This is a genomic window from Affinundibacterium seohonense (genome assembly GCF_014284305.1).
Taxonomy (GTDB): Bacteria; Pseudomonadota; Gammaproteobacteria; order Burkholderiales; family Burkholderiaceae_D; genus Undibacterium; species Undibacterium seohonense.
The window spans coordinates 79,969-102,109 of sequence record NZ_JACOFW010000015.1; the positions used below are offsets into that span (position 1 = coordinate 79,969).

Annotated in this window: 26 protein-coding genes; 15 read left to right on the plus strand and 11 right to left on the minus strand. The window is 47.7% G+C overall.

The window, feature by feature from the left end; translation table 11 throughout:
* Positions 1-26 precede the first annotated feature (26 nt).
* Positions 27-998, minus strand: a complete 972-nt coding sequence (locus H8K52_RS13430; RefSeq protein ID WP_246464532.1) for an FHA domain-containing protein — start codon at positions 996-998, stop codon at positions 27-29.
* Positions 999-1,378: 380 nt separating this feature from the next.
* Between H8K52_RS13430 and H8K52_RS13435 the strand changes: the two genes are divergently transcribed.
* On the plus strand, positions 1,379-1,621 hold the full coding sequence (locus H8K52_RS13435; RefSeq protein ID WP_186923424.1) for a DUF1161 domain-containing protein: 243 nt from the start codon (positions 1,379-1,381) through the stop codon (positions 1,619-1,621).
* A 78-nt stretch (positions 1,622-1,699) separates the two neighbouring features.
* On the opposite strand, the gene H8K52_RS13440 is transcribed toward H8K52_RS13435, so the two are convergent.
* Both H8K52_RS13440 and ftrA read right to left on the minus strand, forming a co-directional pair.
* Complete coding sequence (locus tag H8K52_RS13440; protein ID WP_186923425.1) at positions 1,700-2,386, minus strand: glutathione S-transferase family protein; 687 nt, start codon at positions 2,384-2,386, stop codon at positions 1,700-1,702.
* Positions 2,387-2,448: 62 nt separating this feature from the next.
* Positions 2,449-3,417: a transcriptional regulator FtrA gene (gene ftrA, locus H8K52_RS13445; protein ID WP_186923426.1), complete on the minus strand. Its 969-nt coding sequence runs from the start codon at positions 3,415-3,417 to the stop codon at positions 2,449-2,451.
* 135 nt (positions 3,418-3,552) lie between these two features.
* Here ftrA and H8K52_RS13450 point away from each other — a divergent pair, with 135 nt between their 5' ends.
* The 8 genes from H8K52_RS13450 (at position 3,553) to H8K52_RS13485 (ending at position 8,606) form a co-directional block, all read left to right on the plus strand.
* Entirely contained in the window at positions 3,553-3,969 is a 417-nt protein-coding gene (locus H8K52_RS13450; RefSeq protein ID WP_186923427.1) for a rhodanese-like domain-containing protein, read from the plus strand.
* 206 nt (positions 3,970-4,175) lie between these two features.
* Positions 4,176-5,006: a macro domain-containing protein gene (locus H8K52_RS13455; RefSeq protein ID WP_186923428.1), complete on the plus strand. Its 831-nt coding sequence runs from the start codon at positions 4,176-4,178 to the stop codon at positions 5,004-5,006.
* A 10-nt stretch (positions 5,007-5,016) separates the two neighbouring features.
* Positions 5,017-5,580, plus strand: a complete 564-nt coding sequence (locus H8K52_RS13460) for a TIR domain-containing protein (RefSeq protein WP_186923429.1) — start codon at positions 5,017-5,019, stop codon at positions 5,578-5,580.
* 117 nt (positions 5,581-5,697) lie between these two features.
* Positions 5,698-6,228 carry a hypothetical protein gene (locus tag H8K52_RS13465; RefSeq protein ID WP_186923430.1) on the plus strand — a complete coding sequence of 177 codons (531 nt, stop codon included), beginning with the start codon at positions 5,698-5,700 and terminating at the stop codon, positions 6,226-6,228.
* An 82-nt stretch (positions 6,229-6,310) separates the two neighbouring features.
* The gene (locus H8K52_RS13470) at positions 6,311-7,282 is read left to right on the plus strand and encodes a leucine-rich repeat domain-containing protein (protein ID WP_186923431.1); all 972 of its coding nucleotides are present in this window, start codon (positions 6,311-6,313) and stop codon (positions 7,280-7,282) included.
* A gap of 159 nt (positions 7,283-7,441) precedes the next feature.
* Positions 7,442-7,858 (plus strand): hypothetical protein, encoded by a 417-nt coding sequence (locus H8K52_RS13475; RefSeq protein ID WP_222613781.1) that lies wholly within the window; start codon positions 7,442-7,444, stop codon positions 7,856-7,858.
* Between the two features lie 267 nt (positions 7,859-8,125).
* Positions 8,126-8,335: a type II toxin-antitoxin system RelE/ParE family toxin gene (locus tag H8K52_RS13480; protein ID WP_246464529.1), complete on the plus strand. Its 210-nt coding sequence runs from the start codon at positions 8,126-8,128 to the stop codon at positions 8,333-8,335.
* Positions 8,319-8,606, plus strand: coding sequence for a helix-turn-helix domain-containing protein (locus H8K52_RS13485; protein WP_186923433.1), 288 nt, complete (start codon positions 8,319-8,321; stop codon positions 8,604-8,606). The genes H8K52_RS13480 and H8K52_RS13485 overlap by 17 nt, the downstream gene beginning before the upstream one ends.
* Before the next feature lie 81 nt (positions 8,607-8,687).
* Here H8K52_RS13485 and H8K52_RS13490 read toward each other — a convergent pair whose 3' ends face one another.
* Entirely contained in the window at positions 8,688-9,557 is an 870-nt protein-coding gene (locus tag H8K52_RS13490; protein WP_186923434.1) for a hypothetical protein, read from the minus strand.
* A 110-nt stretch (positions 9,558-9,667) separates the two neighbouring features.
* A complete protein-coding gene (locus tag H8K52_RS13495; protein WP_186923435.1) occupies positions 9,668-9,970 on the minus strand; it encodes a hypothetical protein in 303 nt (100 codons plus the stop codon).
* Between the two features lie 236 nt (positions 9,971-10,206).
* Between H8K52_RS13495 and H8K52_RS13500 the strand changes: the two genes are divergently transcribed.
* Complete coding sequence (locus tag H8K52_RS13500; RefSeq protein ID WP_186923436.1) at positions 10,207-10,671, plus strand: winged helix-turn-helix transcriptional regulator; 465 nt, start codon at positions 10,207-10,209, stop codon at positions 10,669-10,671.
* A gap of 26 nt (positions 10,672-10,697) precedes the next feature.
* Here H8K52_RS13500 and H8K52_RS13505 read toward each other — a convergent pair whose 3' ends face one another.
* From H8K52_RS13505 to H8K52_RS13520, 4 genes are all read right to left on the minus strand, one after another.
* Entirely contained in the window at positions 10,698-11,387 is a 690-nt protein-coding gene (locus H8K52_RS13505; RefSeq protein ID WP_186923437.1) for a DNA alkylation repair protein, read from the minus strand.
* Positions 11,388-11,438: 51 nt separating this feature from the next.
* Positions 11,439-12,734 carry an NRAMP family divalent metal transporter gene (locus H8K52_RS13510; protein ID WP_186923438.1) on the minus strand — a complete coding sequence of 432 codons (1,296 nt, stop codon included), beginning with the start codon at positions 12,732-12,734 and terminating at the stop codon, positions 11,439-11,441.
* 72 nt (positions 12,735-12,806) lie between these two features.
* Positions 12,807-14,600 carry a gamma-glutamyltransferase gene (gene ggt / locus H8K52_RS13515; protein WP_186923439.1) on the minus strand — a complete coding sequence of 598 codons (1,794 nt, stop codon included), beginning with the start codon at positions 14,598-14,600 and terminating at the stop codon, positions 12,807-12,809.
* A 134-nt stretch (positions 14,601-14,734) separates the two neighbouring features.
* A complete protein-coding gene (locus H8K52_RS13520; protein ID WP_186923440.1) occupies positions 14,735-14,977 on the minus strand; it encodes a hypothetical protein in 243 nt (80 codons plus the stop codon).
* A gap of 334 nt (positions 14,978-15,311) precedes the next feature.
* On the opposite strand from H8K52_RS13520, the gene H8K52_RS13525 reads away from it, so the two are divergent.
* Complete coding sequence (locus H8K52_RS13525; protein ID WP_186923441.1) at positions 15,312-16,538, plus strand: GGDEF domain-containing protein; 1,227 nt, start codon at positions 15,312-15,314, stop codon at positions 16,536-16,538.
* On the opposite strand, the gene H8K52_RS13530 is transcribed toward H8K52_RS13525, so the two are convergent.
* On the minus strand, positions 16,483-18,009 hold the full coding sequence (locus H8K52_RS13530; protein ID WP_186923442.1) for an amidohydrolase family protein: 1,527 nt from the start codon (positions 18,007-18,009) through the stop codon (positions 16,483-16,485). The genes H8K52_RS13525 and H8K52_RS13530 overlap by 56 nt on opposite strands.
* A gap of 197 nt (positions 18,010-18,206) precedes the next feature.
* Between H8K52_RS13530 and H8K52_RS13535 the strand changes: the two genes are divergently transcribed.
* The 3 genes from H8K52_RS13535 (at position 18,207) to H8K52_RS13545 (ending at position 20,555) form a co-directional block, all read left to right on the plus strand.
* Positions 18,207-19,277: an AraC family transcriptional regulator gene (locus tag H8K52_RS13535; RefSeq protein ID WP_186923443.1), complete on the plus strand. Its 1,071-nt coding sequence runs from the start codon at positions 18,207-18,209 to the stop codon at positions 19,275-19,277.
* Between the two features lie 46 nt (positions 19,278-19,323).
* A complete protein-coding gene (locus tag H8K52_RS13540) occupies positions 19,324-20,124 on the plus strand; it encodes a hypothetical protein (protein ID WP_186923444.1) in 801 nt (266 codons plus the stop codon).
* Between the two features lie 80 nt (positions 20,125-20,204).
* Complete coding sequence (locus H8K52_RS13545; protein WP_186923445.1) at positions 20,205-20,555, plus strand: VOC family protein; 351 nt, start codon at positions 20,205-20,207, stop codon at positions 20,553-20,555.
* 70 nt (positions 20,556-20,625) lie between these two features.
* On the opposite strand, the gene H8K52_RS13550 is transcribed toward H8K52_RS13545, so the two are convergent.
* Positions 20,626-21,375 (minus strand): hypothetical protein, encoded by a 750-nt coding sequence (locus H8K52_RS13550; RefSeq protein ID WP_186923446.1) that lies wholly within the window; start codon positions 21,373-21,375, stop codon positions 20,626-20,628.
* Positions 21,376-21,648: 273 nt separating this feature from the next.
* On the opposite strand from H8K52_RS13550, the gene H8K52_RS13555 reads away from it, so the two are divergent.
* Positions 21,649-22,005, plus strand: coding sequence for a VOC family protein (locus H8K52_RS13555; protein ID WP_343044200.1), 357 nt, complete (start codon positions 21,649-21,651; stop codon positions 22,003-22,005).
* Positions 22,006-22,141 lie beyond the last annotated feature (136 nt).

Sequence of the window (22,141 nt, forward strand, 5' to 3'; positions counted from 1 at the left end):
TTCTTAGACGGCAATAGGAAAGGGCCTTAAACAAACGACGCTGGATCAAAACGCGACTCCAAGCAAGAGCCACGGGTGATCTCAAACGGAATCGCAGCAAAACGCACTTCCCCACGCCGCCGTTCTATCACATCCAGTAATTCACTCTGGTCTGGGAATTCACGTGCAATCTGTCCACGAGCACGAAACAATTGCATATTCAAATGCGCCGGTTCTACCCCGAGCATGCGCGATAATTTTTCTATTCCTAGCCATCCTTGCGTGCTGATATCAAGCCCGCGCAAAGCATCTTGCATACGCTGACGCGCCATGGTTAGTAAGCCATAATGATGAGTACGTTCACCCAAACTAGCTTGCCGCTTGGGCGTCTTAATATCGAGAATTACATGCTCTTCATTTTGGCTAACGGTAAAACTAAAACTGACCTTGGCTTGGTCATAGACTTGGTAGCTGGACTGATATTGCCGGATATTCAAAGTGACTTCTTCTTTTTGCACATCGAAAAAACGCCAGCGATGCGGTGCCAAAGTCAATAAATCGCCATCACGCAAAATCACACTGTCGTGTAAGTCCTGCCATAGATAATGTCCACGAGCAGAACGATAAATGGAGACTTGGGGAGCTTGATTATCAGGTAGAAATTGCGGCTCACTTAAATTGATCACTGGCGCTGCGCAATCAATGGGTATCAACATCGCTTGCGGTGCTGCTATACACGCCACTTTCCATTTGCTGGTGGCATGAGGGCCGAACTGCAATTCTTGTCCGCACACCAAGACAAATCGCTGATCTGTAAGCAAGCGCTGTCCGTTTACAAAAGTCCCATTGCGACTGTGATCTAGCAACTCCCAGATCTGACCATTCCAACGGATACTGGCATGAATTTGAGAGGCATCGAGATTACTTAATGTGGTGTCGGCTTTCAACCGGCTACGTCCAAAGACATGCAAGGCACGTATATATATCCACTGTTGGCTAGTTTCATCTTTTAATAACATGATCAAAAAGATAGCTCGTGAGGTTAATGTGACAAAAACTGCGGCATAACATTTACGTTTTACATGTCAATTATTATTTTTATTAAGTTTTTAATCGTTAATTCAGCGTTTTTACGCCTCTCGAATTGCATAACGCATGCCTGCAGTCAGCGCGAAATTGAACGTAAGCACGCTGAATAAACACTTACTCGCAATTTGCATGCCACATCGACGGGTTTGGCTAATGCCAGCTTTAGTGGCAATTACAACAGTATCCACTTGCCGCAATGAATATTTCTTCTCGGAATTGTTGTCGGGTGATAAGGTTTTGTTAGCGAGTCTCGTTAGGGTCGTCAAGTCGGTAATGAGGAGTCCATGATTTCACTACAGGAGCAGGCGTCATGAAAAAAATAATCTTAGCAAGCAGCCTTCTATTAATGGTCTTGCCAGTCTCGGCTGGCGTCCTATCTTGTGACGATTTAAAAGCAAAGATAGAAAATAAAGTCACTGGAAAAGGTGTCAAAAACTATGACATGACCGTCGTCAGCAAAGATACGCAGATGAAAGGTCGAGTACTAGGCACTTGCGACCGCGGGACGATGAAAATCATTCACGCAAAGTCAAAAGCCAAAGCAGTCGAGTAAGCAGCCACCCAACAAAAATGGCGTTCTGCAGTCAAGCAGAACGCCATTGTCGTTTGTGCGCTAAGGCAAGAACGGCGACTAAGGCTGCATACGTTTATCTTCTAAAACGTCGCCAGCAGCCAGCACGGCTTTTTCGTGACCTTGTTCACGCCATTTCTCTCTCAAAGCCTCAGTTTGCCATTGCTGCATAGTCGGCAAAGCCAGCATCCGTTTCACATAGGCGCTCGCTTGTGTGTTCATACTTAAACCATAGGTCTGAATACGGAAAACCACTGGCGCGAAAAAGGCATCCACCGCAGTGAATTTTTCACCCGCCAAAAATGGCCCGCCGAAGCGATTTAAACCTTCACACCACAACTCGTTGAGTCTATCCAGCTCCGCTTGTAACTCGGGGCTAATGGCTTTGAGACGTATACGCAAGCCGACATGCATAGGACAAGTACTACGCAAATTCGTGAATCCAGAATGCATTTCCGCTGCCGCGCAACGCGCCCAAATTTTTGCCTTGGCATCTTCAGGCCAGACACCACGATGTCGGTCTGCCAGATATTCAATAATCGCCAACGAATCCCACATCACCGATTCACCATCATGCAGACATGGCACCTTACCAGCCGGAGCAAATTTACGGAAACTGTCCCAATTGCTGCCATTGCCAAAGGGCATCAGTTTTTCTTCAAACAGCAATTCCAACTCGCGCATCATGATCCAAGGTCGTAAGGACCACGAGGAATAGTTTTTATTGGCAATATAAAGTGTGTACATAGAGAATTCCTTTAGAGGCGAGAAGACAGGCAAGCAATAACACAACTAAGTTCCATTATGACCTATAACGACAACTCTGATTTCCCAAAAAACTGTTTTCGATAAGCCATAGGACTAGTTCCTGTTACCCGCTTAAATTGTCGTCGAAAAGTTTCTTCTGAGCCAAAGCCACTTAGTTCCAAAATACGGTTGATACTTGCTTCGGAAGACTCTAGTAATTCTTTGGCGATCGCCACCCGCTCACGAATTAACCATTCGTAGGGGGAATATCCGGTCAGTTCCAAAAACTGCCTTTGCAAAGTCCGTTCACTCATTGCCGCACGCGCTGCCAGTGTTTCTAAACTATGCGCCTGTGCGGGATTTGCCCTTAACCAATCCAATAAAGCTGACAGCCGCCCACGTTCATCTTGCGCGACGGGTCGCGGTATGTACTGAGCCTGCCCGCCTTCACGATGCGGCGGTATGACTAGACGTTGCGCCACTTGATTCGCCACTTTCACACCATAGTCTTTCCTGACCAGATACAACAACATATCCAAGCCCGCGGCGGAACCAGCGGAAGTAATCACTTGCCCCGCATCGATATACAAAGCATCGGCCTGCACCTGCAATTGCGGATAGCGCTTGGCCAATTTTTCCGCATAGCGCCAATGCGTGGTCACGGTTTTGCCATCCAAAATACCCGCCGCCGCTAACACAAAGACACCAGAACAAATCGTACAAAAGCGCGCTCCGCGTGCGTACGCGCTACGGATCTTTTTTAGTAATTGCTCCGGTGGCACTTCATCCACATCGCGCCAACCAGGAATAATGATCACATCGGCTTTATCCAACATGCGCAAGGTGTAAGGTGCTTCTATCGTGATCCCACCTGCCGCCCGCAACTTACCAGGCTCAGCTGCACATACGGCGAAGCGATACCAGTCGACCTCTAATTCGGGACGCTCTAAAGAAAATAGCTCAACCGCGCAGGCAAATTCAAAAGTACAAAGCTGATCATAAGCAAGAGCAACGACGAGTGGTGCTGACATAGACATCCTTAAAGATACATTCGGCGAAATTGGACAATGGCGGAATACGACTGCAAATTGGCATTCACGCCACTATACCGTTTTTCCGCCCAAGCGCACAATCTCGTTATTCCATCAACCACCGAAAGGAAATTCATGAGTATCACACCACCAAATGCCGTTCTCGCTGTTCCCGCCGCAGACAGTCAAAGTGCATACGAACATTTCGCCGCGACTTTACAGTTTGAAACCGATTGCTGGGATGTGCACAATGCCTTCGAGAAAGGTGATCCCGGTTTTGTTTTAGTAGATGTGCGTAGTCCCGAGCTATATAGCAAAGGTCATGTACCCGGTGCCATCAATTTACTACGTGGAAAAATGATCGCATCCCGACTGGCTGAGTATCCGGCAGATACCTTATTCGTCACGTATTGCGCAGGACCACATTGCAACGGTGCCAGCAAAGCAGCGATGGTCTTAGCCAAACTCGGCCGTCCCGTGAAAATCATGATAGGCGGCGTGACTGGTTGGGTGGATGAGGGGTTTAGTTTGCGTCAAGAGCTGGGCGCGTAACTGGTTTAATGTATGAACTTCATCAGACATGGAGGTCGCGAAATCGCATTTGTAACAATGCACGTTTTGTCGATTCATTTATACCTTTGATTTTCCTAGTATAACTATTTTGAGTCAGCATTCATGCGGGTTTTAAGAGAGTTGAAACAAATTGCAGTTTTTACCGTAGTCGGGTATCTTTTCATTTTGTCAAATTAAATCACGTTATGCCTCAAGAAAATGGAGCCGTACTCTTGCTTAAGCACCGATTAAAAACCTTCCTTATTCACGGCTTGGCCGCTTATGGCCTTTTTTGGACGCTTGTTGAATCGGTCGGCGCATTCTTCTCACAGATCAAACCTGACGGCATCTTGCAGTATTCTTTTCTTGTGTTGCCATCTGTCGTCTACGGCGTATGGCGAGCATGGCCCATATCCCGAGTTGAGTTAGCAGTCCCGAACTCGGATACCGTGCTCTGCATCGAGTTTGGAGATATTTGGAAAAAACAAGGATGCGTTGCCATTCAAGTGAATGAGTTTTTCGACAGCCTTCTTGGAAATCACGTATCTCCGAACTCACTTCACGGCCAATTTATTCGCGACGTGCTGCGAAGTCAGTCTTCTGACTTCGATAGGTACGTCACTCAAGCGCTTTCTAACGTACCCTCTGAACACGTTCCACGAACCAGTGGAAATACGAAGAGATACAAGATTGGTACTACAGCAGCCATAGATATTGGACCTCAACGTTATCTTCTCTTCGCCTTTACCAAGACCGACACAACAACGCTGAAAGCATCTGCATCAGTACATGAGCTATGGGATGCGCTTGCTGGCCTTTGGGCTGCAATAACAATACACGGCAATGGAGACCCCGTAAGCATGCCGCTGGTTGGTGGCGGTCTTTCCGGTGTTGGGCTGCCAGCAAGAAACTTGCTGCAATTACTTATGACTTCATTTTCCTATTACACCAAGAAACAAAAGATAACTGGTCGTCTGACAATCGTCCTGCCCAAAGCGTTGGCGAAAGAGATCGACCTTCAAGAATTGAATTTTTAGGAGAGAAAAAATGGCCTACAGAAACGGAACCTACATCGCATTTCATGCCAATGGGCAAACAGACCCAACTGCATCAGATATCAAGTACTACAACCTCATCAAGGCATGGACTGAGCGTGAAGATGACGATTTTTCACTAATCAACAGCCACGATAAGACTGCCGCCGTGCGCGACTCAAGCCTTCGTGAAACTCTGCGTACACGTCTCGTGACCAGACTAAACAATTCTAAGCATTTACTATTGATACTTGGCAAAACGACAAAGGAAGATACCGATTGGGTGCCGTTTGAAATTCGGCACGCGATTGATGAATGCAAGATTCCGATCATTGCCGCATACAGCGAAATAGCTGGCCCAATTCTTAGTCCAAGCATCTCCTCAAATATTGCAAGCTACTGGCCTGCGGCTTTGAAATCTAGGATTGAGAACAAAACTGCCGGGGTAATACACATCCCATTCAAAAAGGCTGCGATTAAGGCGGCTATTGGCCACTTCGATCACAATAATTTTCCAAAAGGTGGGGCGCTAGGGTGGTACACAAAGGAAACATACGACGGGTGGGGTATTGAGTGAGGCATAACCCGGCGTTCGAGCCGACTCGCAACGGCTGGGCTCTTCAGGCCCCCATTTCATTCTGGGCCTTCCGTGCCCACCCGCTGCTCGCGGCTCAACTTCAACGTTAGGCATCACATGGAACTCGAACTCCCATCGAAGCTTCGCAAAGCACTGGAACGGGAAGCGGCCGACGCGAAGCGAACGCTACATGCCCACATCGTGCGAAAGCTAGAGGCAGTCACCCCGCCCGCCGAGCACATCAACCCTGCAGTTGTTGCCAAGGGGCTTCCGAAGCTGGTCGAGTTTCTGAATCGGGTCCCTGCAGTGAGAGTCATCTCGTCAGATTCAACCCCCGATGCGTACTGGTGGGTGAAGCTCGAGATAGACATCTCCGATCCTTTTGCATGGCACGTGGTTCAGGAGCTCGGCTTTGTCCTGAACTACATATCACTGCAGGAAAAGCTGCCCACGGTGTTCATGCCTGTATCGCCCCCTCCATATCTAAACGGCGGGCCAGCGGAGTTTCTGGCATGGGCCATCGAGTCGAAGTTCAACTACATCGATCCCGAGTGGATCAAGAGTGAGCTAGAAGGAAGGCTTCCAAGCCCAGTCGAAGACGTAGCTCAGTGGAATCGTGATGACGACCGTGACGACGGTGATGCCTAACCATTTCATCGAGCGGATGTCCAACCGGCTGCGGCGGTCGGCCACCGCTCATGTCAAACGTTAAGAATCTAAGGGCACGGAGATGAATATGTTCATTGGAACACCATTACTTCAGAGACCAGGTGTCGTTCACGTATCATCCCCAGTCAATCCGACAGTATTGCGAACCCAGCTGTCTGAGGAAACTCGGCTTGTCGTAAGAGGCAAGCTTACTGCTGATGACGCTAAACAGCTTGCCGAATGTCTTAAAGACGTGAATCGGTTAACAGTCTGTCTGTCCAGCTTTGGCGAAGCAGGGGACCTCGGCTTCTTAGATCAGTTGCCTCACCTGTATGCTTTAGATGTCCACCATTTCGACTTTGCGGATTTTGATGCACTCAACCGCCTGCCTGAATCCGTCGAAGAAGTGCATTTATCAGCAAACAAATCAAATAAACTATCTCTTAAATTTCTAGAAAAATATCCTGGGTTAAAGCGACTGTCCTTGGACGGTCAGACTAAATCAATTGAATCGCTTACCTCTCTGACGAAACTTCAATCGCTAACACTGCGTTCGATTACCTTGCCGGACGTAGAACAGCTTACGGCTTTAAAATCGCTCGTTTCGCTCGATATTAAGTTAGGCGGCACGAGGAATTTGGACGCCTTACCTAGAATAGGGAGAATTAAGTACCTTGAGCTCTGGCAGATATCTGGATTAACCGATTTAAGCGCTATCGGCGACATTATCAACCTGCAGTACCTATTTTTAGATCGGCTTAAAAACGTCGCCGAGTTGCCCTCATTTCGCCGCCTAGCTAATTTACGGCGAGTGGAATTAAGTGGAATGAAAGGGCTGACTAATTTGCGGCCTGTGAGCGACGCTCCGAATCTCGAAGAACTGTCGGTTGGTGGGGTGCGGCATCTGGAAGTAGAGGATTTTCAGCCATTTTTGTCCCATAGTTCGCTGAAGGCTGTTAACGTCGGTTTAGGCTCAACGAAGCGTAATGAAGCCGTGGCAAATTATCTTAAACGAGCTGAGTATTGTGGCGCATTCGAATATCATGAACCGTGAATCCAATCCGGAGAAATAATGCGAAAAAATCCAATCTTAACTCAGTGCTCAATACCGACAGCCCTTCAGGCTGCTGGTTAGCGCGGCGTTATGTGTCCAGAGGGCGCGATGAAGTGTTATAAATTTGAATTATTCGCTGACTACTTTCAGGTATACCTGATGGATACGGAAGCTGCAGATGATACGTCAGATATATGGACGAAAGAGGCGCTAGATATAAAACTTGGCATAATGCCCAATACTCTAGCTGTCGGTACCTTCCGCAATGTTGACGTTCCTCTAGAGATTGAGGTCCACGAGAGTGAGCCGGAAATACGCTTGGACGAGTGGGATCATGCAGCGATGGGCTACTTCACTATAAAGTCGGGAAAATGTGCTGTTTTCGGCTGTACTGATTACCTGCCGGATGCTGCAAAAATTGAACTTGTTCCCGGCAAATATTCTGTACTTTCGCTAGCAAAAGGTCTCGGTTCAATAATCACAGAGTGGGAAGATGCTGATGATGTTTACAAAGTTATTTTGTGGCCTTCCATAAGTGCTGAACATAAAACACTAAAGAACTATGAAAACACATAACAATCGGCTCATGTGCGACCTCCGTTTCGTCGGCCTTTTTTGTGGTGAAAACCACAAAAAATTCCAACTGCACTCCGGCGCCACAGCCGGGCGTTAAGCGACTTGATCAATATTAACATTTACGTTAACATTTCGTATATCTTACACAATTTTCTACTACTCAGAATCTATTCAAGACGATATTCTTGGACGTCCGGCTGGCATTTTGGCTGATTACTTACGCCTCGCCGACCTCCCCTCCTTGAAGAATTTGGACCTTCTCTACGTATGCCACATTCCCGTGCTATGGGCGATGGTTTGTTTGAACTCAGGCCGAAAGGTCGGGAAGGTATCGGTCGTGTCTTGTATTGCTACTTGGTCGGACAAAAAATCGTCATGCTTCATAGTTTCGTAAAGAAAACGCAGGAAACACCAAAACGGGAATTAAATATTGCAACAGCTCGAATGCAAGAGGTTAAAAATGCTCACACACGCTGAACTCAAATTACGTGCTCTGGCGAACCCAGAGGTTAAGATTGCCTACGATTCACTCGCTGAGGAATACACACTTGCCCATGAGCTTTTGCATGCTCGCGAGGCTGCTGGCCTAACACAAGCAGAAGTTGCCACACGTATGCAAACAAAAGCCCCTGCCATTGCTCGCCTTGAGGGCGGTGGGCGACATTCACCTTCTATCCTCACGCTCAGAAAATATGCTGCGGCAGTTGGTTGCCAACTTGAAGTACGCCTCGTTCCGAAAGGCGGCTAACAAGCAAGTTTGGATCGTGACGCAAAGCGCCCGCGATTAGAATCGAATGTTGCTGTTGACAATGGAAATAAATGCACCCAGTCAAGCCGGATGCCGAAACGCCGTATAAATATCCCGACTCCAAGCAATATTGCGACGGCCGCTGACTAGGCGGCTGAAGTCTTTCAACATTTGCCAGCGCGCATTACCACTTGGGAAGCAATTCAGATAGTGGCGGTTTTCTTTTTTACCTGAGCGCCATGGCGTCGAGATTAAAGTCTGTCTGTCGGTACTGGTAATTTGTTTCAGCGTGGATAAATAATGCTTGGTATAGACAGGATCAAAATACGGTGTGCCGCTCTGTACGCCGCCATACACAAAGGGGACGTTCGCTGCCATGGCGATGATGTATTTCACTGGCATGGAGCGTAGCTCTTCTAATTCTGGTGAGCAGTTTGCATTATTCGACAAGACTAGCAATGGTTGATCTTTGGACTTCGCCAAATAAATGTGGATATTCGAACCGAATTGCGAAAATGGCTGATCGACGAAATCACCGAACATGTATTCCAAGGACGCCAATAGCGGTTCTATGGATTTGAATGCGGATTGCCCTGTCATCAATTTGGCGATAGAACGAACACCTGAAAAAGCGCCGATATGATGCTGATCACGAAAGACTTTTTCGGCATCGGGGTGACAAAGCGAATCGACGCTGACGCGATTTCTGCCCGTGGTAAAAGCGAGGAAACCAAACAAGGCATAGACCGAGCCAGAGAAGGCGTGGATTTCCTTGAAGGCTTGCAGACGTTCTAAGCCTATCGCATTTAGCACGATGTATTGACGGGTAAAACTCGGTCCTGTGCTGTCAAGCAATAAGCAAGATTCTGCAGGCGTATGGGCGGCAAAATTCGCGTTAATCTCTGCCGTGATACGTTTTTTTAAGGACAAAATATTGGATGGGACTTGCATAAACACCCTCTCTAGAAGATAACAACAGGTTCAGTCAAAGCCAGCGAATTGTTCTCTACGATGGGCTGTTGGTAAATTTCGCTCGCCTTCGTTGTTGACGATGACATCTGTTAAGGCTTCGTTTTTTGCTCGGCTTTTATGTTCTCTGCCAGTTCTAACACCATCTTAGCTGTCGGCAGGTTCTTACTGATTTGGGAGATAGTTGACGCGTGTTCTTGAGGGTGTTTTGGCGGCTGGTGTTGCGCGACAAGTTCATAAAAGTCAGCCAAAGGTCCACTTTTTAACTCGACGCTGGCGATCGCATTGACTGCACTGGCTTGATTGGTCGTGCTTGATTTTGCATTTGACTGGGCAATTCCTGAGGTGGAAAAGCTGAGGCTGACCATGGCAAAAATTATGTATGTCGTTTTCATTTTGATTCTCCGAATGAATTGAATGTCGCAGGGATATCTTTGAAACCTATCTAACAATTGATAAACAATGCATGCGCAATCAGCGTCAAATCTTGCATAACATCATCGAATGAGCGCTATTCACATGTCACTTGTAAAATGCAAGTTACATCAAATAGTACTTCATAGACTTTCAATTTGCAAGCATGTAAAATGAAATGCTTGTCTCGCCAGAGGCAAAACTAAGGATAAAAATAATGCCAAACACATCTATGAATGCTTGTCCGGTCGCGCGAGCCGCTCATTTGATCGGCGATGAATGGATACTTTTGATTTTGCGTGAATTGTTTAAACGCTCACATAAATTTGATGAGTTGCAAAAGGCAACGACTGCCGCCACCAATATCTTGACGAACCGTTTAAAGCGCATGATGGAAGCTGGTATCGTGATTAAATTGCCCTACCAAGAACGTCCTGTTCGCTATAAATATCGCCTAACAGAAGCTGGTTTGGCCTTACTGCCATTGGCCTTGGAAATGATGCGTTACGGCGAAAATTGGCTACCTTGTGCCTTTCCATCACCGTTGGTCATACGTCATATAGACTGCGGTCAAATCACTAAGCCGGGACAAACTTGCTCTGCGTGCGGCGAGCCCTTGACGGTCAAAACACTGCGCATGGAAGATAATCCAGAATTCACTAAACAGCTGCAGACCGCTTAAGACAATTCATTTACTAGGAATGCTGCTCAAAGATTTTTTAGGGCTTCGCGAATGCTGAGCGGTGCTAGGTACGAGGAATTGGTGTGCACAAACTCGCGCACTTGCTCTGGTTGCCACTTCGCATAGTCGCGCAATGCCCAACCTATCGCTTTACGAATAAAGAACTCATCTTCAGACGCAAGTTGTTTTGCATATGAAAACAGACGCTGCGTATCGGTCTGTAGACGCCATCCTAATTGATGGGTCATGGCAATTCGCCTGACCCACATACTTGGATCACGAAGCGCCTCGTCCATCATGGACTGCGCTTGCGGAAAAGACGGTCGCGATAGCAACAAGACGTCTCCAATCACAGCCGCCAAACCATCGACGCTGTCCCACCAAGATTTTTCTTGTGCCAGTTGAATTAATCTCGGAATGTCTTGTGGAGCCAAGATCTTCTTATGTTGCGCCAACAAATCGATTGCGATGTATTGATACTCGCGCTGCGATAATTTCCAAAGCAAATCGGCCAATTGCAAAACCTCGGCGGCACTGAATTTTGACTTGCCCATAGGCTTTAAAATTTCCGCTAGTAGCTGTCGGCGTAGAGGCGTCTTAATGCCAAGAAAATCAAACTGATCGCGCATATACGCACGCATCGCTGGCGCGTTGACGATGCTGGCATTCGCTTGCAGTGAGCTTTGAATTTCTCGAACAAAATCTTGAAGGTGCATGAGAACTCAGTAAAGCATTTATCGGTAAATTGATATTCTACTTCCTCAGACTCAAGAAAATCCCAAAGCCACTAAGCAAGCCAAAATCAACAACAAACTCAGCAAACCCAATAAGCGAGTTTTGATGCCAATCACGTTGGGTCCCATGATCTCGGTATTTTGCGCGATTAGGAGTAAAGCCACCACATGCAAAGGCAGCAGAACCGCATTCACCAATTGGCTGGAATAAATCAGGGGAATCAAAAGTAAGCCGGGGATCGACACGACACTTGCCGCCGCCACCGTCAGCACAATAAACGCGGCATAAAAAAATTGAAAATGTTTGGAATCTAAATCCAGCGAAGCGGGTGCGCCTATGCCTTCTGCAATTGAATACGCTGTCGCAATCGGGACGATCGCCGCGGCCAACAAGGATGCGCCCAATAGACCTACACCAAAAAAAATCGTCGCAAAAGATCCCGCCAAAGGTTGCAGTGCCAGCGCCACATCACTAGCGTCTTTGATGTGTGTTCCTGAGCGATGCAAAGTCGCGGCACAAGCAATCGCGATGGCGATGCCTATCACCCCCGTCAAGATCGAGCCAATCACCACATCGACCTGTTCCCAACGTAAATTCTTCACCGAGATTTTTTTATCCACCGCATACGATTGAATAAAAGCCAAACCCCATGGTGCTAAGGTAGTACCTAAAGTTGCGGCAATCGCGATCCATGCTACCTGCGTATCGGGAAAATGAGGAATCAAAGCGCCCTGCGCGACTGCTGACCAATCCGGTGCCGCCAATATGCCATCGACAATGTATAAAGCGAGCGTTGCGGAAATGAATAACAGAATTTTTTCTATGCGATGAAATGAACCAAGTACGACCACCAAACAAATTAATAGGGCGGCAACGGGCGCACTAATCCAAGATGGCACACCTATCATGCCAAGTGCCGCAGCAATACCTGCGTATTCCGCACAGATAGTGCCGAAATTAGCGAACAAGAGACCGATCACCGCAGCGTAAGCCCAATGCCGCCCCCAATGCTGGCGAATCACGCCGACAAAGCCCAATCCAGTGGCCGCACCGATACGTACTGCCAGCATGTGAAACTGCACCAGTAGAATAGTCGAGAGAGGAATGATCCACAAATACCGATAACCAAACTCAGCGCCTAGGATCGAATACGTGGTAATACCAGCAGGATCATCATCCGATAAACCGGCCAATAAACCTGGACCGAGCACCGCAAAAAAAGCTGCCAACCAACCCAAGCCCGTCGTGCGTAATTGCGCAAATTGTGCTGCGATGCCGCGCTTATGATGGGCAACGGCATGCGGATGCAGGCGCGATTTTTTCGTCATAGGGTTCCAAGGTTTAAACGACCATTGATACTACACCCAAGTCATTTCCAAAGAACCCTGTTTACCTCAAGCTTAGTGCGCTTTCTTTTGCACTAATGCGCTACCCACACCATGTCGAGTAGGCTCACTGATTGCCGTGACAGTGCCATCGGGATTAAAGGTAATCGCATTCGCCGCGCCGATCTCAGCATCGCTTTTATCGATATTCCACTGATGACCGAAACGTGCCAATCCGCTCGCCTGTGCGCCACCGATGAAATTGGGCTCGACTTGGGTCGTCGTTAAGTTCCGCTCAGACATACGCGGTGACGCTAACGCTCGCAACATATCCATCTTCAAATCGATATGATTCACGATGGTTTGTAAGACCGTCGTGATGATGGTCGAACCACCAGGACTACCAACCGTAAAGACTGGCTTACCATCTTTAAACGCAATCACTGGCGCGATGCTGCTACGCGGACGTTTTCCGGCTTCAGGAATATTGGGATGCGGCGCGGTGAAATCAAAATCGCTCAATTCATTATTCAACAGGAAGCCATATCCTGGAACTACCATGCCATTCCCACCCCAGTCTTCTATCGTATACGTGTAGGCAACAATATTGCCTTCTTTATCGCTGACGGTTAAATGGGTGGTGTGATTACTTTCTTCTTTCACGACGGCTGAAGCCGAACCAGCGAATGCGCGCGGGCGCAAAGGAATACTCGGATCTTGTTGAAATTGGTAAGGATCACCGGGCAAGGCAGCATGCGTGCGGCTCGCGGCTTGATCGAGACGAATTTGTTGAGCTCTTTGTTTGCTGTAGTCTTTACTCAGCAAACCCGCCAACGGTACATCGACAAATTCAGGATCACCGATATACGCATTGCGATCAGCGAAGGCCAGACGCGAAGCTTCCAGATACAAATGCTCAAGCTGTTGCCGTGACATTTTTTGGGTATCGAAATTTTCCAACAGATTCAATGCCAAGGCCACCGTCACACCGCCACTGCTCGGCACACCCAAGGCATAGAGATCATAACCACGATAAGTACTATGCAGTGGCAGGCGCGTGCGAACTTCGTAATTGAGTAAATCCGCTTGCGTCATATTGCCAGGGCGGACTTTGGCATTCCCATGCACGGGTGGATTATTCACCGTATTTAAAAGGGCATCCGCAATGTTGCCGCGATAGAAAGCATTGGCTCCACGCTGTGCCAAGATTTTGTAAGTCTTGGCTAAATCAGGATTTTTGAATGCATATCCAACCGGTAGCGGCTTACCTTCGTGCAAATACAAAGCACTGCTGGAGCTATACAAACCAAACTTCTTCGCCGCACCGCTATTTAGGTGATGAAAAATCGGGGTGATCTTAAAGCCTTGTTCGGCAGTTTGAATTGCGGGTGCCAAGACCTGTTTGAATTGCATGCTGCCATAGCGCTTCAAGGCGTCATCCCAGGCGCGTACTGTGCCCGGCACGCCAACGGATCTGCCGCTACTGACCGCATCTTCCCACTCAATCGCTTTGCCATTTTCTGTAAACATATCAGGACGCACGCTGGCGGGGGCCGTCTCGCGATGATCCAAGACCACGAAGCGTTTTTCTTTAGCCAAATAAATCAACATAAAGCCACCGCCACCGATACCGCAACTAAACGGGTCCGTGACGCCTAGTGTGGCGGCTGCTGCCACGGCAGCATCAATCGCATTGCCACCTTGATTCAAAATCTTGAGCGCAGATTGCGATGCGGTTTCGTTAATCGTTGCCACGGCACCACCGATGCCATTGGCCATGGGCGTTTTGGTCCCAGCGTGAGCTGATAGGTTAGAAAAGCCAAAGCTGGCGAGGAGTACGAGGGAAATTCTTTTGTGCTGAGGAGACATACGATCCGCCGATATCTGGTGAAGGAAGGAACAAAACAATGCCCTTGTACCTTACCGGATCACTGGTATTAGGGCAAACCCTAAACCTTGGCATGTCGTATTTGGACACGCCACTAACACGGCAACCAGCGAATTCAGAACAAAAAGCGATGCGTTATAACGCTCACGTTCGAGGCCGTAGACCTTTTTAACAAGATAATTTTTTCACCATCCAATACGATCAAAACTTTGCCTACCACTTCGCGCTTGGTATGTTCTTCTGTGTCACTGGGCCAATAATACACAATCAACATCAAACAAATAAGACCAAATAGGATCGTAAAGCAAGGTTCCGCCAATCGACGCAGGCGCGTAAGTAATTGAAGTGGTTTTTTCATGACCGTGGCCTTTCTGATTGAATGATAAAGACGACTATGCAGAAATTGGGCCAGTTTCATTCGAATCTAAACCATTGATTTAACTCGCATTATTTTTTTCTTGCCATAAATATTGCGTGCGCGGACAGCGGTCAGTGTACGGACGCGGACAATTCACATCGACGCCAAGATATCGGTGCAACATCGGCCAAACCTTGCGACGAGATGAATTAAGTTGGCGAGATACAATAAACTTCATCGCTATTTGCTGCCTTGCTTGCTAGAATGCAGCGATTACCTCTTGCTACACTTAGAAAAAAATTGTCTCCCACTTTGTCTATCACTGCCATTTTGCATGCTTATGTTCGCAGTTGATCCACGCACGGTATTGCTGGTTTGCGCAGCCTTAAATCTGCTATTAGCAGGGATGCTGATTTTAGTTAGCATGCAGGCACCAAATGTGAAGGGAGTACGTCAATGGGCACTTGCTGATCTGTGTATGGGTCTAAGCATGGCGCTCGGTAGTCAAGTCCAATACCCAGCCTCCCCAATTTACGCAATCATCGGGGCAATCTTTCTCGGTCTAAGTGTAGGACTGGTCTACACCGGTGTCTTAGCGTTTAAAGGAGAACGGGTGCGGCGTTGGATTCCGGCCTTGGTGGCGGGCGCGATCCTCTTCAATAATTACATTTTCGGCATTATTTATTTCAACGCCCAAATTCGTATCAGTGTGAATTTTATGATCGTAGGCGGCATTTACGCGATCTGTGCTCGTGCGCTTTTCATTCGCATCGAACAACCCTTACGTACTGCCTACTGGTTAGCCGCAGGATCGATGGGCTTATTTTCCCTCATCGCGATTGCACGCATTATCACGGTCCTCAACTCTCCGGCACAAGACGTCAGTATGTTCACCACGAGCGGCATCAATCCGCTAGTCTTGCTGTTCACGACCTTGTTGCAAATGTCGATGTCATTTGCCTTCATCTTACTGGTCAATTACACCCTATCGCATCAACTCAATGAACTCGCAACCACCGATGCCTTAACAGGATTACTCAACCGCCGAAATCTAGAAACCTTGGCCAATCGTCAACTAACGCACAGTAAACGGACCGGCGAAAGCCTCGCTATCATGATGATCGACGTCGATCACTTCAAGCGCATCAATGATCAATATGGACATCAAGCCGGCGACGAGGTCCTGCGCCGACTGGCAGGCCTAATGCAATCGATCGTGCGAGGCAATGACTATCTGGCCCGCTATGGCGGGGAAGAGTTTTGTATCTTGCTACCGGCGACCACTGAAGGACAGGCCTATGTTTTAGCTGAACGACTGCGCCGCCTCTACGCAGAACTGATCGTACCTTGGCAACATCACGCGCTCGGCGGCACCATTAGCATCGGCATCGCAGACAGCAATGGTGATGCGGAAGACATTCCCACCCTCATCGCGCATGCGGACTTAGCGCTTTATGATGCCAAGCGCCGAGGGCGTGATCAAGTCATTACTTACACAGAGTATGCTAGCGAGCTTGTGCGGACAAAGTCGCACGCTGATGCACCCGACCACGCAAAATAACGTTCTCAATCGCATCGTAAGCACGTACGTCCACCAAAGGATTGGCCGATAGTAATAATAAATCCGCTTGTTTACCGACTTCCACGCTGCCGATATTCTTTTCCAAACCCATGGCACGTGCATTCTTGATTGTCAGCGCACTAAACAATTCCGGCAAACTCATGCCCGCTTCCAGCCATCGGTCCATTTCCCAACGTCCATTGATGCCAGGGAATTGGGTATAGAACGGACCACTCGGGGTATCGCTCCCAAATAATAAGTGCGCGCCACTTTGATGCAATGCCGCAGTCATTTTGCGCACAGTGGAGAGCGGCTTTTGGTACATGGACTTCACTGCCAGATATAGCTCTGCGGGTGTTTTTGTGGCGGGGTCAAAATCTTCTGCCAAGATCGTTTTCATCCACTGACCCGCTTCGGTTTGATACCAGACCATCAACGAGGATGGGATGGCATGGGCTACTACAGGATTTTTAAAAAATTCTGGATTCATTTCTTCATGTTCGCCATACAGCACTTGCATGGTCGGTTGCACCGAAATCCCCGCCTTGCTAATCTCTTGTGCGATCTGTTCTAGACGCGTCTGATTGACAAATTGTTCGACATTTTTGGCATCGTGCCACATACCGTGGACCAAGGTCGTGATGCCCGCTTTTAAAGCAAACTCGTAAGATGCCTGAGAATTGCCGTGCAAATACACCGGCATACCCAAGTCCTTTGCTTGTTTAACGACTTCCTGTATCAATTCAATGGACGGTACCGGAAGATTTTTTTTCGGACCAAAACCAGTTTCGTAAAATACCTTGATGCAATTCGCGCCATCTTGACGTGCGGCATTCACCACCGCTTGTGGCGTATGCGCTTCGACTTTGAAATTAGCTGGATAGACATTCGGTTGCGCAGGATCGAACAACATATACTTGGTTGCCGGGACTTGGAACTGCAAATCTTTATCCATCCAGGAAGCCGGATAGCCATTCGGGATCGTCACGGGGGTACAAAAATGCGCCTGTGGTCCAGCGGGTTGCGCATTCCATTTAGCAATAAAACTGGCGTCACCTGTCAAATCTAATACGGTAGTAAAGCCAAAATAGGCATAACTGCGCGGCATCTGTCGCCGTGCTTCTTGCAACATGCTCGCGTCTTTAGGATTATCTCCGGCATAACCCGGCACACCATCCAAATGCACGTGGCTATCGATTAAGCCTGGGATCAAAAATTGACCACGGCCATCAATCTGCTGGCTGTGCTTGCTTGCCTTTGGATTCAATTTTGGAGAAATGGCAACAATCTTGCCATCACGAATCAAGACATCCATCGCGGCGGAAATCTGGGCTTGATCGCCACTGATAATGCGCACTTGCTTAATCAACACGCTATCGGCTTGAGCTGGCGTGAAAGGTAAGGACATCAACAAACAAGTGGCAAGCAGGTGACGTCCAAAAGAAACGGAAACGGCGGGCAATGAAAACATAAAGGAAATCCTTGTTGGCTGGAAAGAGTCCCAGTATTCACAATTCGAGCCCCTAATTCGACCGAAAACGCGATCTAGGACGGCAAAAAACCGGTTTTGGGTCCATATCGACCAAAAAATGGCGCCAAGCTGAATCGGTACAACGGTATTCCTGCATTTTTTGAAATACCTTAGTGACATCGCTTATGATGTCAAACATGTCATCGATCATCAGCCACCTACAAATTGCCAACGCCGTTTTATGCCTGTTATTGGCGGCACATTTATTGGCCATGAGCGCCATGTATCCGATTCCCAAACGTCTACTAGGCTTCAATTATGGTTTGTATGCCCATCAAAGTATTGCACTAGTTGCCATATTAAATGGTCATGTTAGTGGTTTTGTCTTTACTCGTCCGTTGGTCGCGATGCTGCTCGGACCTTGTCTTTATGTTTATTTTTTATGTGTACGTCGGCCGCAGGCACAACTACATTACAAAGACAGTTGGCATTTCATCCTCGGGATTGCGAGTTTCGTGCTGTTGAGCCAAATCAAACCACTCAGAGCCTTGATTGATTTTGCGATTCTTGCCAGCTTTATCATCTACACAGCTCTTATCGCATTCCAAATTCGCACTGGTGAGCAAGCACTAGCTCACCTCGGAAGCCATACTAAATCAGCCTATCGATGGTTACTGATCTTAATGTTGCTGGCATTGATCAACATCGTATTAGAAATTGCCGTGAATCTAGAAATGCAGTCCGGCGTGGCTTTACGCGACACGATCTCCTTACTCATTGCCAGTATGGCTTTTTTCCTGATCAACGCCAGCATCATGTTGGCCGCACTCAAGCGCAGTGACTGGTTGGAGTGGATGTATCAGTTTGGCGCGCAAAATTTACCGATGGCTACGCCAAGCATCGCCCCCGATATAGCACAACAATTGTTCCAACGTTGGGAAGATCTCGTCAAACGTGAACAATTACACAAACTGGAATTCGGCATCACGCTGCCGCAAGCAGCCAAAAAGCTTCAAGTACCGGCAAGACAACTATCCAATGCGATCAACCATATTTACGGTAAGAGCTTTTCGGTCTATCTCAACGACCAACGCATACACGAGGCTCAACGCTTATTAATCGACGCCCCGGAAATGTCGATAATCGACGTCATGCAAGAATCCGGTTTTAGTAGTAAGTCGAATTTTAATAAAGAGTTTTTGCGGGTGACGGGTTTGTCGCCGTCGGGGTTTCGAGAAGAGCGCTCAAAACCAGTCACACAGATATAACGAAGATAAGAAGCTCGTTCATAATTTCGAAAGTCAGTTAAATACCATGAAAAAAGTACTGTTTTGCCTAGTCCTCCTGTTGCCTTTGGCTATGCTGATAAGCTGTAATCAAGACGACATCGTCAGAAAATTAGCCTCCGCCGAGGATCAGGCATTTGTAGAAAAGTCTTTGGATCAACTTCGCCATAAGCAATTTGAAGAACTTGAAAAACGGATGGATGCAAGTATTCAACAGCCAAACTTGCGTGGTGGCTTGGAAAAGATGTCAGCCTTGCTGCCGCCTGAAGAGCCAAGCAAGGTCATCCTACTCTCGACACGACAAAATCACTCGTCTAGTCAGGTCATGAGCAATTTAACTTATGAATATACCTACCCAAAACAATGGTTTATTCTCGAAGTGACGCTAAATAAAAGTCATGATCAACCCAGCATTTTGGGAATCCGTATCACACCGCAATCGGCGCAGATCGAGGAACAGAACAGTTTCAGCCTGGTCGGGAAATCGCTATTGCAGTACCTCATTTTGGCGCTGGCGGTCGCTTTCGCTATTGTCACAATCGTGGCGCTGATCATTTGTATCAAAATGAAATTGCGGGGACGAAAATGGCCATGGATACTGTTCATTTTGTTCGGTTTTGGAAACCTCGCGGTGAATTGGAGTACTGGAGAATTCGGCTTTGCTTTACTGGCAATACAAATGTTTAGTGCATCGGCTTCTGCTGTACCTCATGGCCCATGGATCCTTTCCATTTCGCTACCGCTAGGTGCTGTGTGCTTCCTGATCTTTAGAAAAAATCACGCAGCCGAAGTCAATATGCCTGCGGAAGCGCAAATTGATCCTATTTAAATCGAAAATTTAATCGTGCGTGAAGCAAAACCGAGTTTGCACTATCAATAATGTCTTCCCCACGTAAAGGAACGCACACCATGCTACTAAGCCTCATCCCCAAAGTTTTTTACGCTGATATTCAAGTCGGCCTAGACTTATTCACCCGTGGTCTTGGTTTTGAACTCCTACATCAAGACAGCAGTATTTCGGTGTTGGGGCGAGATCAGGTGAAAGTCTATTTGATGGAAAACGCTGAGCTTGCTGTGCTCGATCGCCCCGAGCTGGCAATCGAGATTGATAATATCGACGAGATCTACGCAGAAATTGCTGCCCGCGCGCCTGACCTATTGCATCCCAATTTATCGAGCGTACAAGATAGACCGTGGGGAGCGAAGGAATTTGCGTTATTAGACGCGAGTCAGGTTTGTATTGTGTTTCGACAATGGTAACTAGTGGTAAACATGGAGCCGCCAGTATTTGCTAACGGCTCTACACGATTATCTTTTTAAGATAATCGTTTTACCCCAAATGTAAAAACTTCGGTACATGTAGTAGACCACCCCAGCCCAGCAGTAACACCACGCTTAAGACAAACAAACCAAAGGCACCGTTGGGTCGCAATACACCTAGATAACTAATAACGACCGTCGTCGTATTTTTCTTCGCTTCGCTCATGCTGCGCCAATGCTGGATGATCTTTAAAACGCTCGCAATGCCAGAACCTACTGAGAGCGATAACAGCGCAATACGGAATACTGAGAGTAAATCAATCTGATCGAGCGACACTTGCTTGTAAAAGAAACCCACCACAGCCATACATATAGCCGCGCCAATAGAAATTGCCGCATTCGTGTACATAGTTTTACGACTACGGATCGCAGCATCCTCTAGCTCTGACCTGAGCATTTGCGTTTTATCGTTAATCAGACTTGAGGTTTCGTCCTTTAAAGCAGAAATACGCTGGTCTAGCATCTGTCCCATTTGCAAGGTCGCAAATTCGATCAGTTCCTTGATGTCATCTTTGGTGATGGAGCGGAGATCGTGAACTTCCGAAGACAGACGTTCAATGCTCTCGTTGAGTTGTTTGCCTGCGTGCTCGACCACTTGGTTTAGGCTGGCGCTGGCTTTTTCTACCACTTGATCGAGATGTTCACTGGCCATCGCGATCGATTCTGTGAGCATGGGTTTGACGGTGTTTTCTGACACACGAATCATGGCGTTTTCGATTTGCCCAAGCTCATTACTCAGATCCGCTTTCCAGATAGCCATCTTAGTTTCCTTCCTATATATACTTAGTTTCATAGTGTGAGGGTCATCTGACTGTTTTGCAAGTCACGCTCAGACGCCCGACACAACGGTCATGCTCGTCAGAACCTATCGATAAGAGGGGGCAAACAAAGATGTAAAAACACGTCGACGGCTTCAAGTTGGATTGAACGTATGAATTAATACAATTGGGCACGTACAATTGAGATACTTGTCGTATCGACGTCGCACTTTGTTCAAACGATCATTTCCGACGGATCCAACATCGCTTACCTCGTGCGTGACTACGACGAAGCACTCACCTACTTCACGCAAGTATTGCGCTTTGACCTCATCGAAGATCGCCAGCTCAATGCCGACAAACGTTGGTTGGTCGTGGCGCCCTCGGGATCAACCGGCGCCAAATTATTACTGGCCAAAGCAAGCACACCGGAGCAATTGCGTCATGTCGGCGATCAGACTGGCGGCCGGGTGTTTTTGTTTTTGGAGACCGACGATTTTTGGGAAACCTATCATCACCTACAATCACATGCAGTGACATTCACTGAGCAACCGCGCGAACAAGAGTATGGCACGGTGGTGGTGTTTTTAGATTTGTATGGCAATAAATGGGATTTGATTGGGCGTCGTTAGCACAACCCATTGCAAGCCAACATTTTTCTTTTTGGTAGGCATCAGCAATGACAAAAGACGATATCCTCACAATGCAGAGTGGACATTTCAGGCACCTGCAACATCCGAACAATCGAAACAAGAAGAGCCAGGCCCC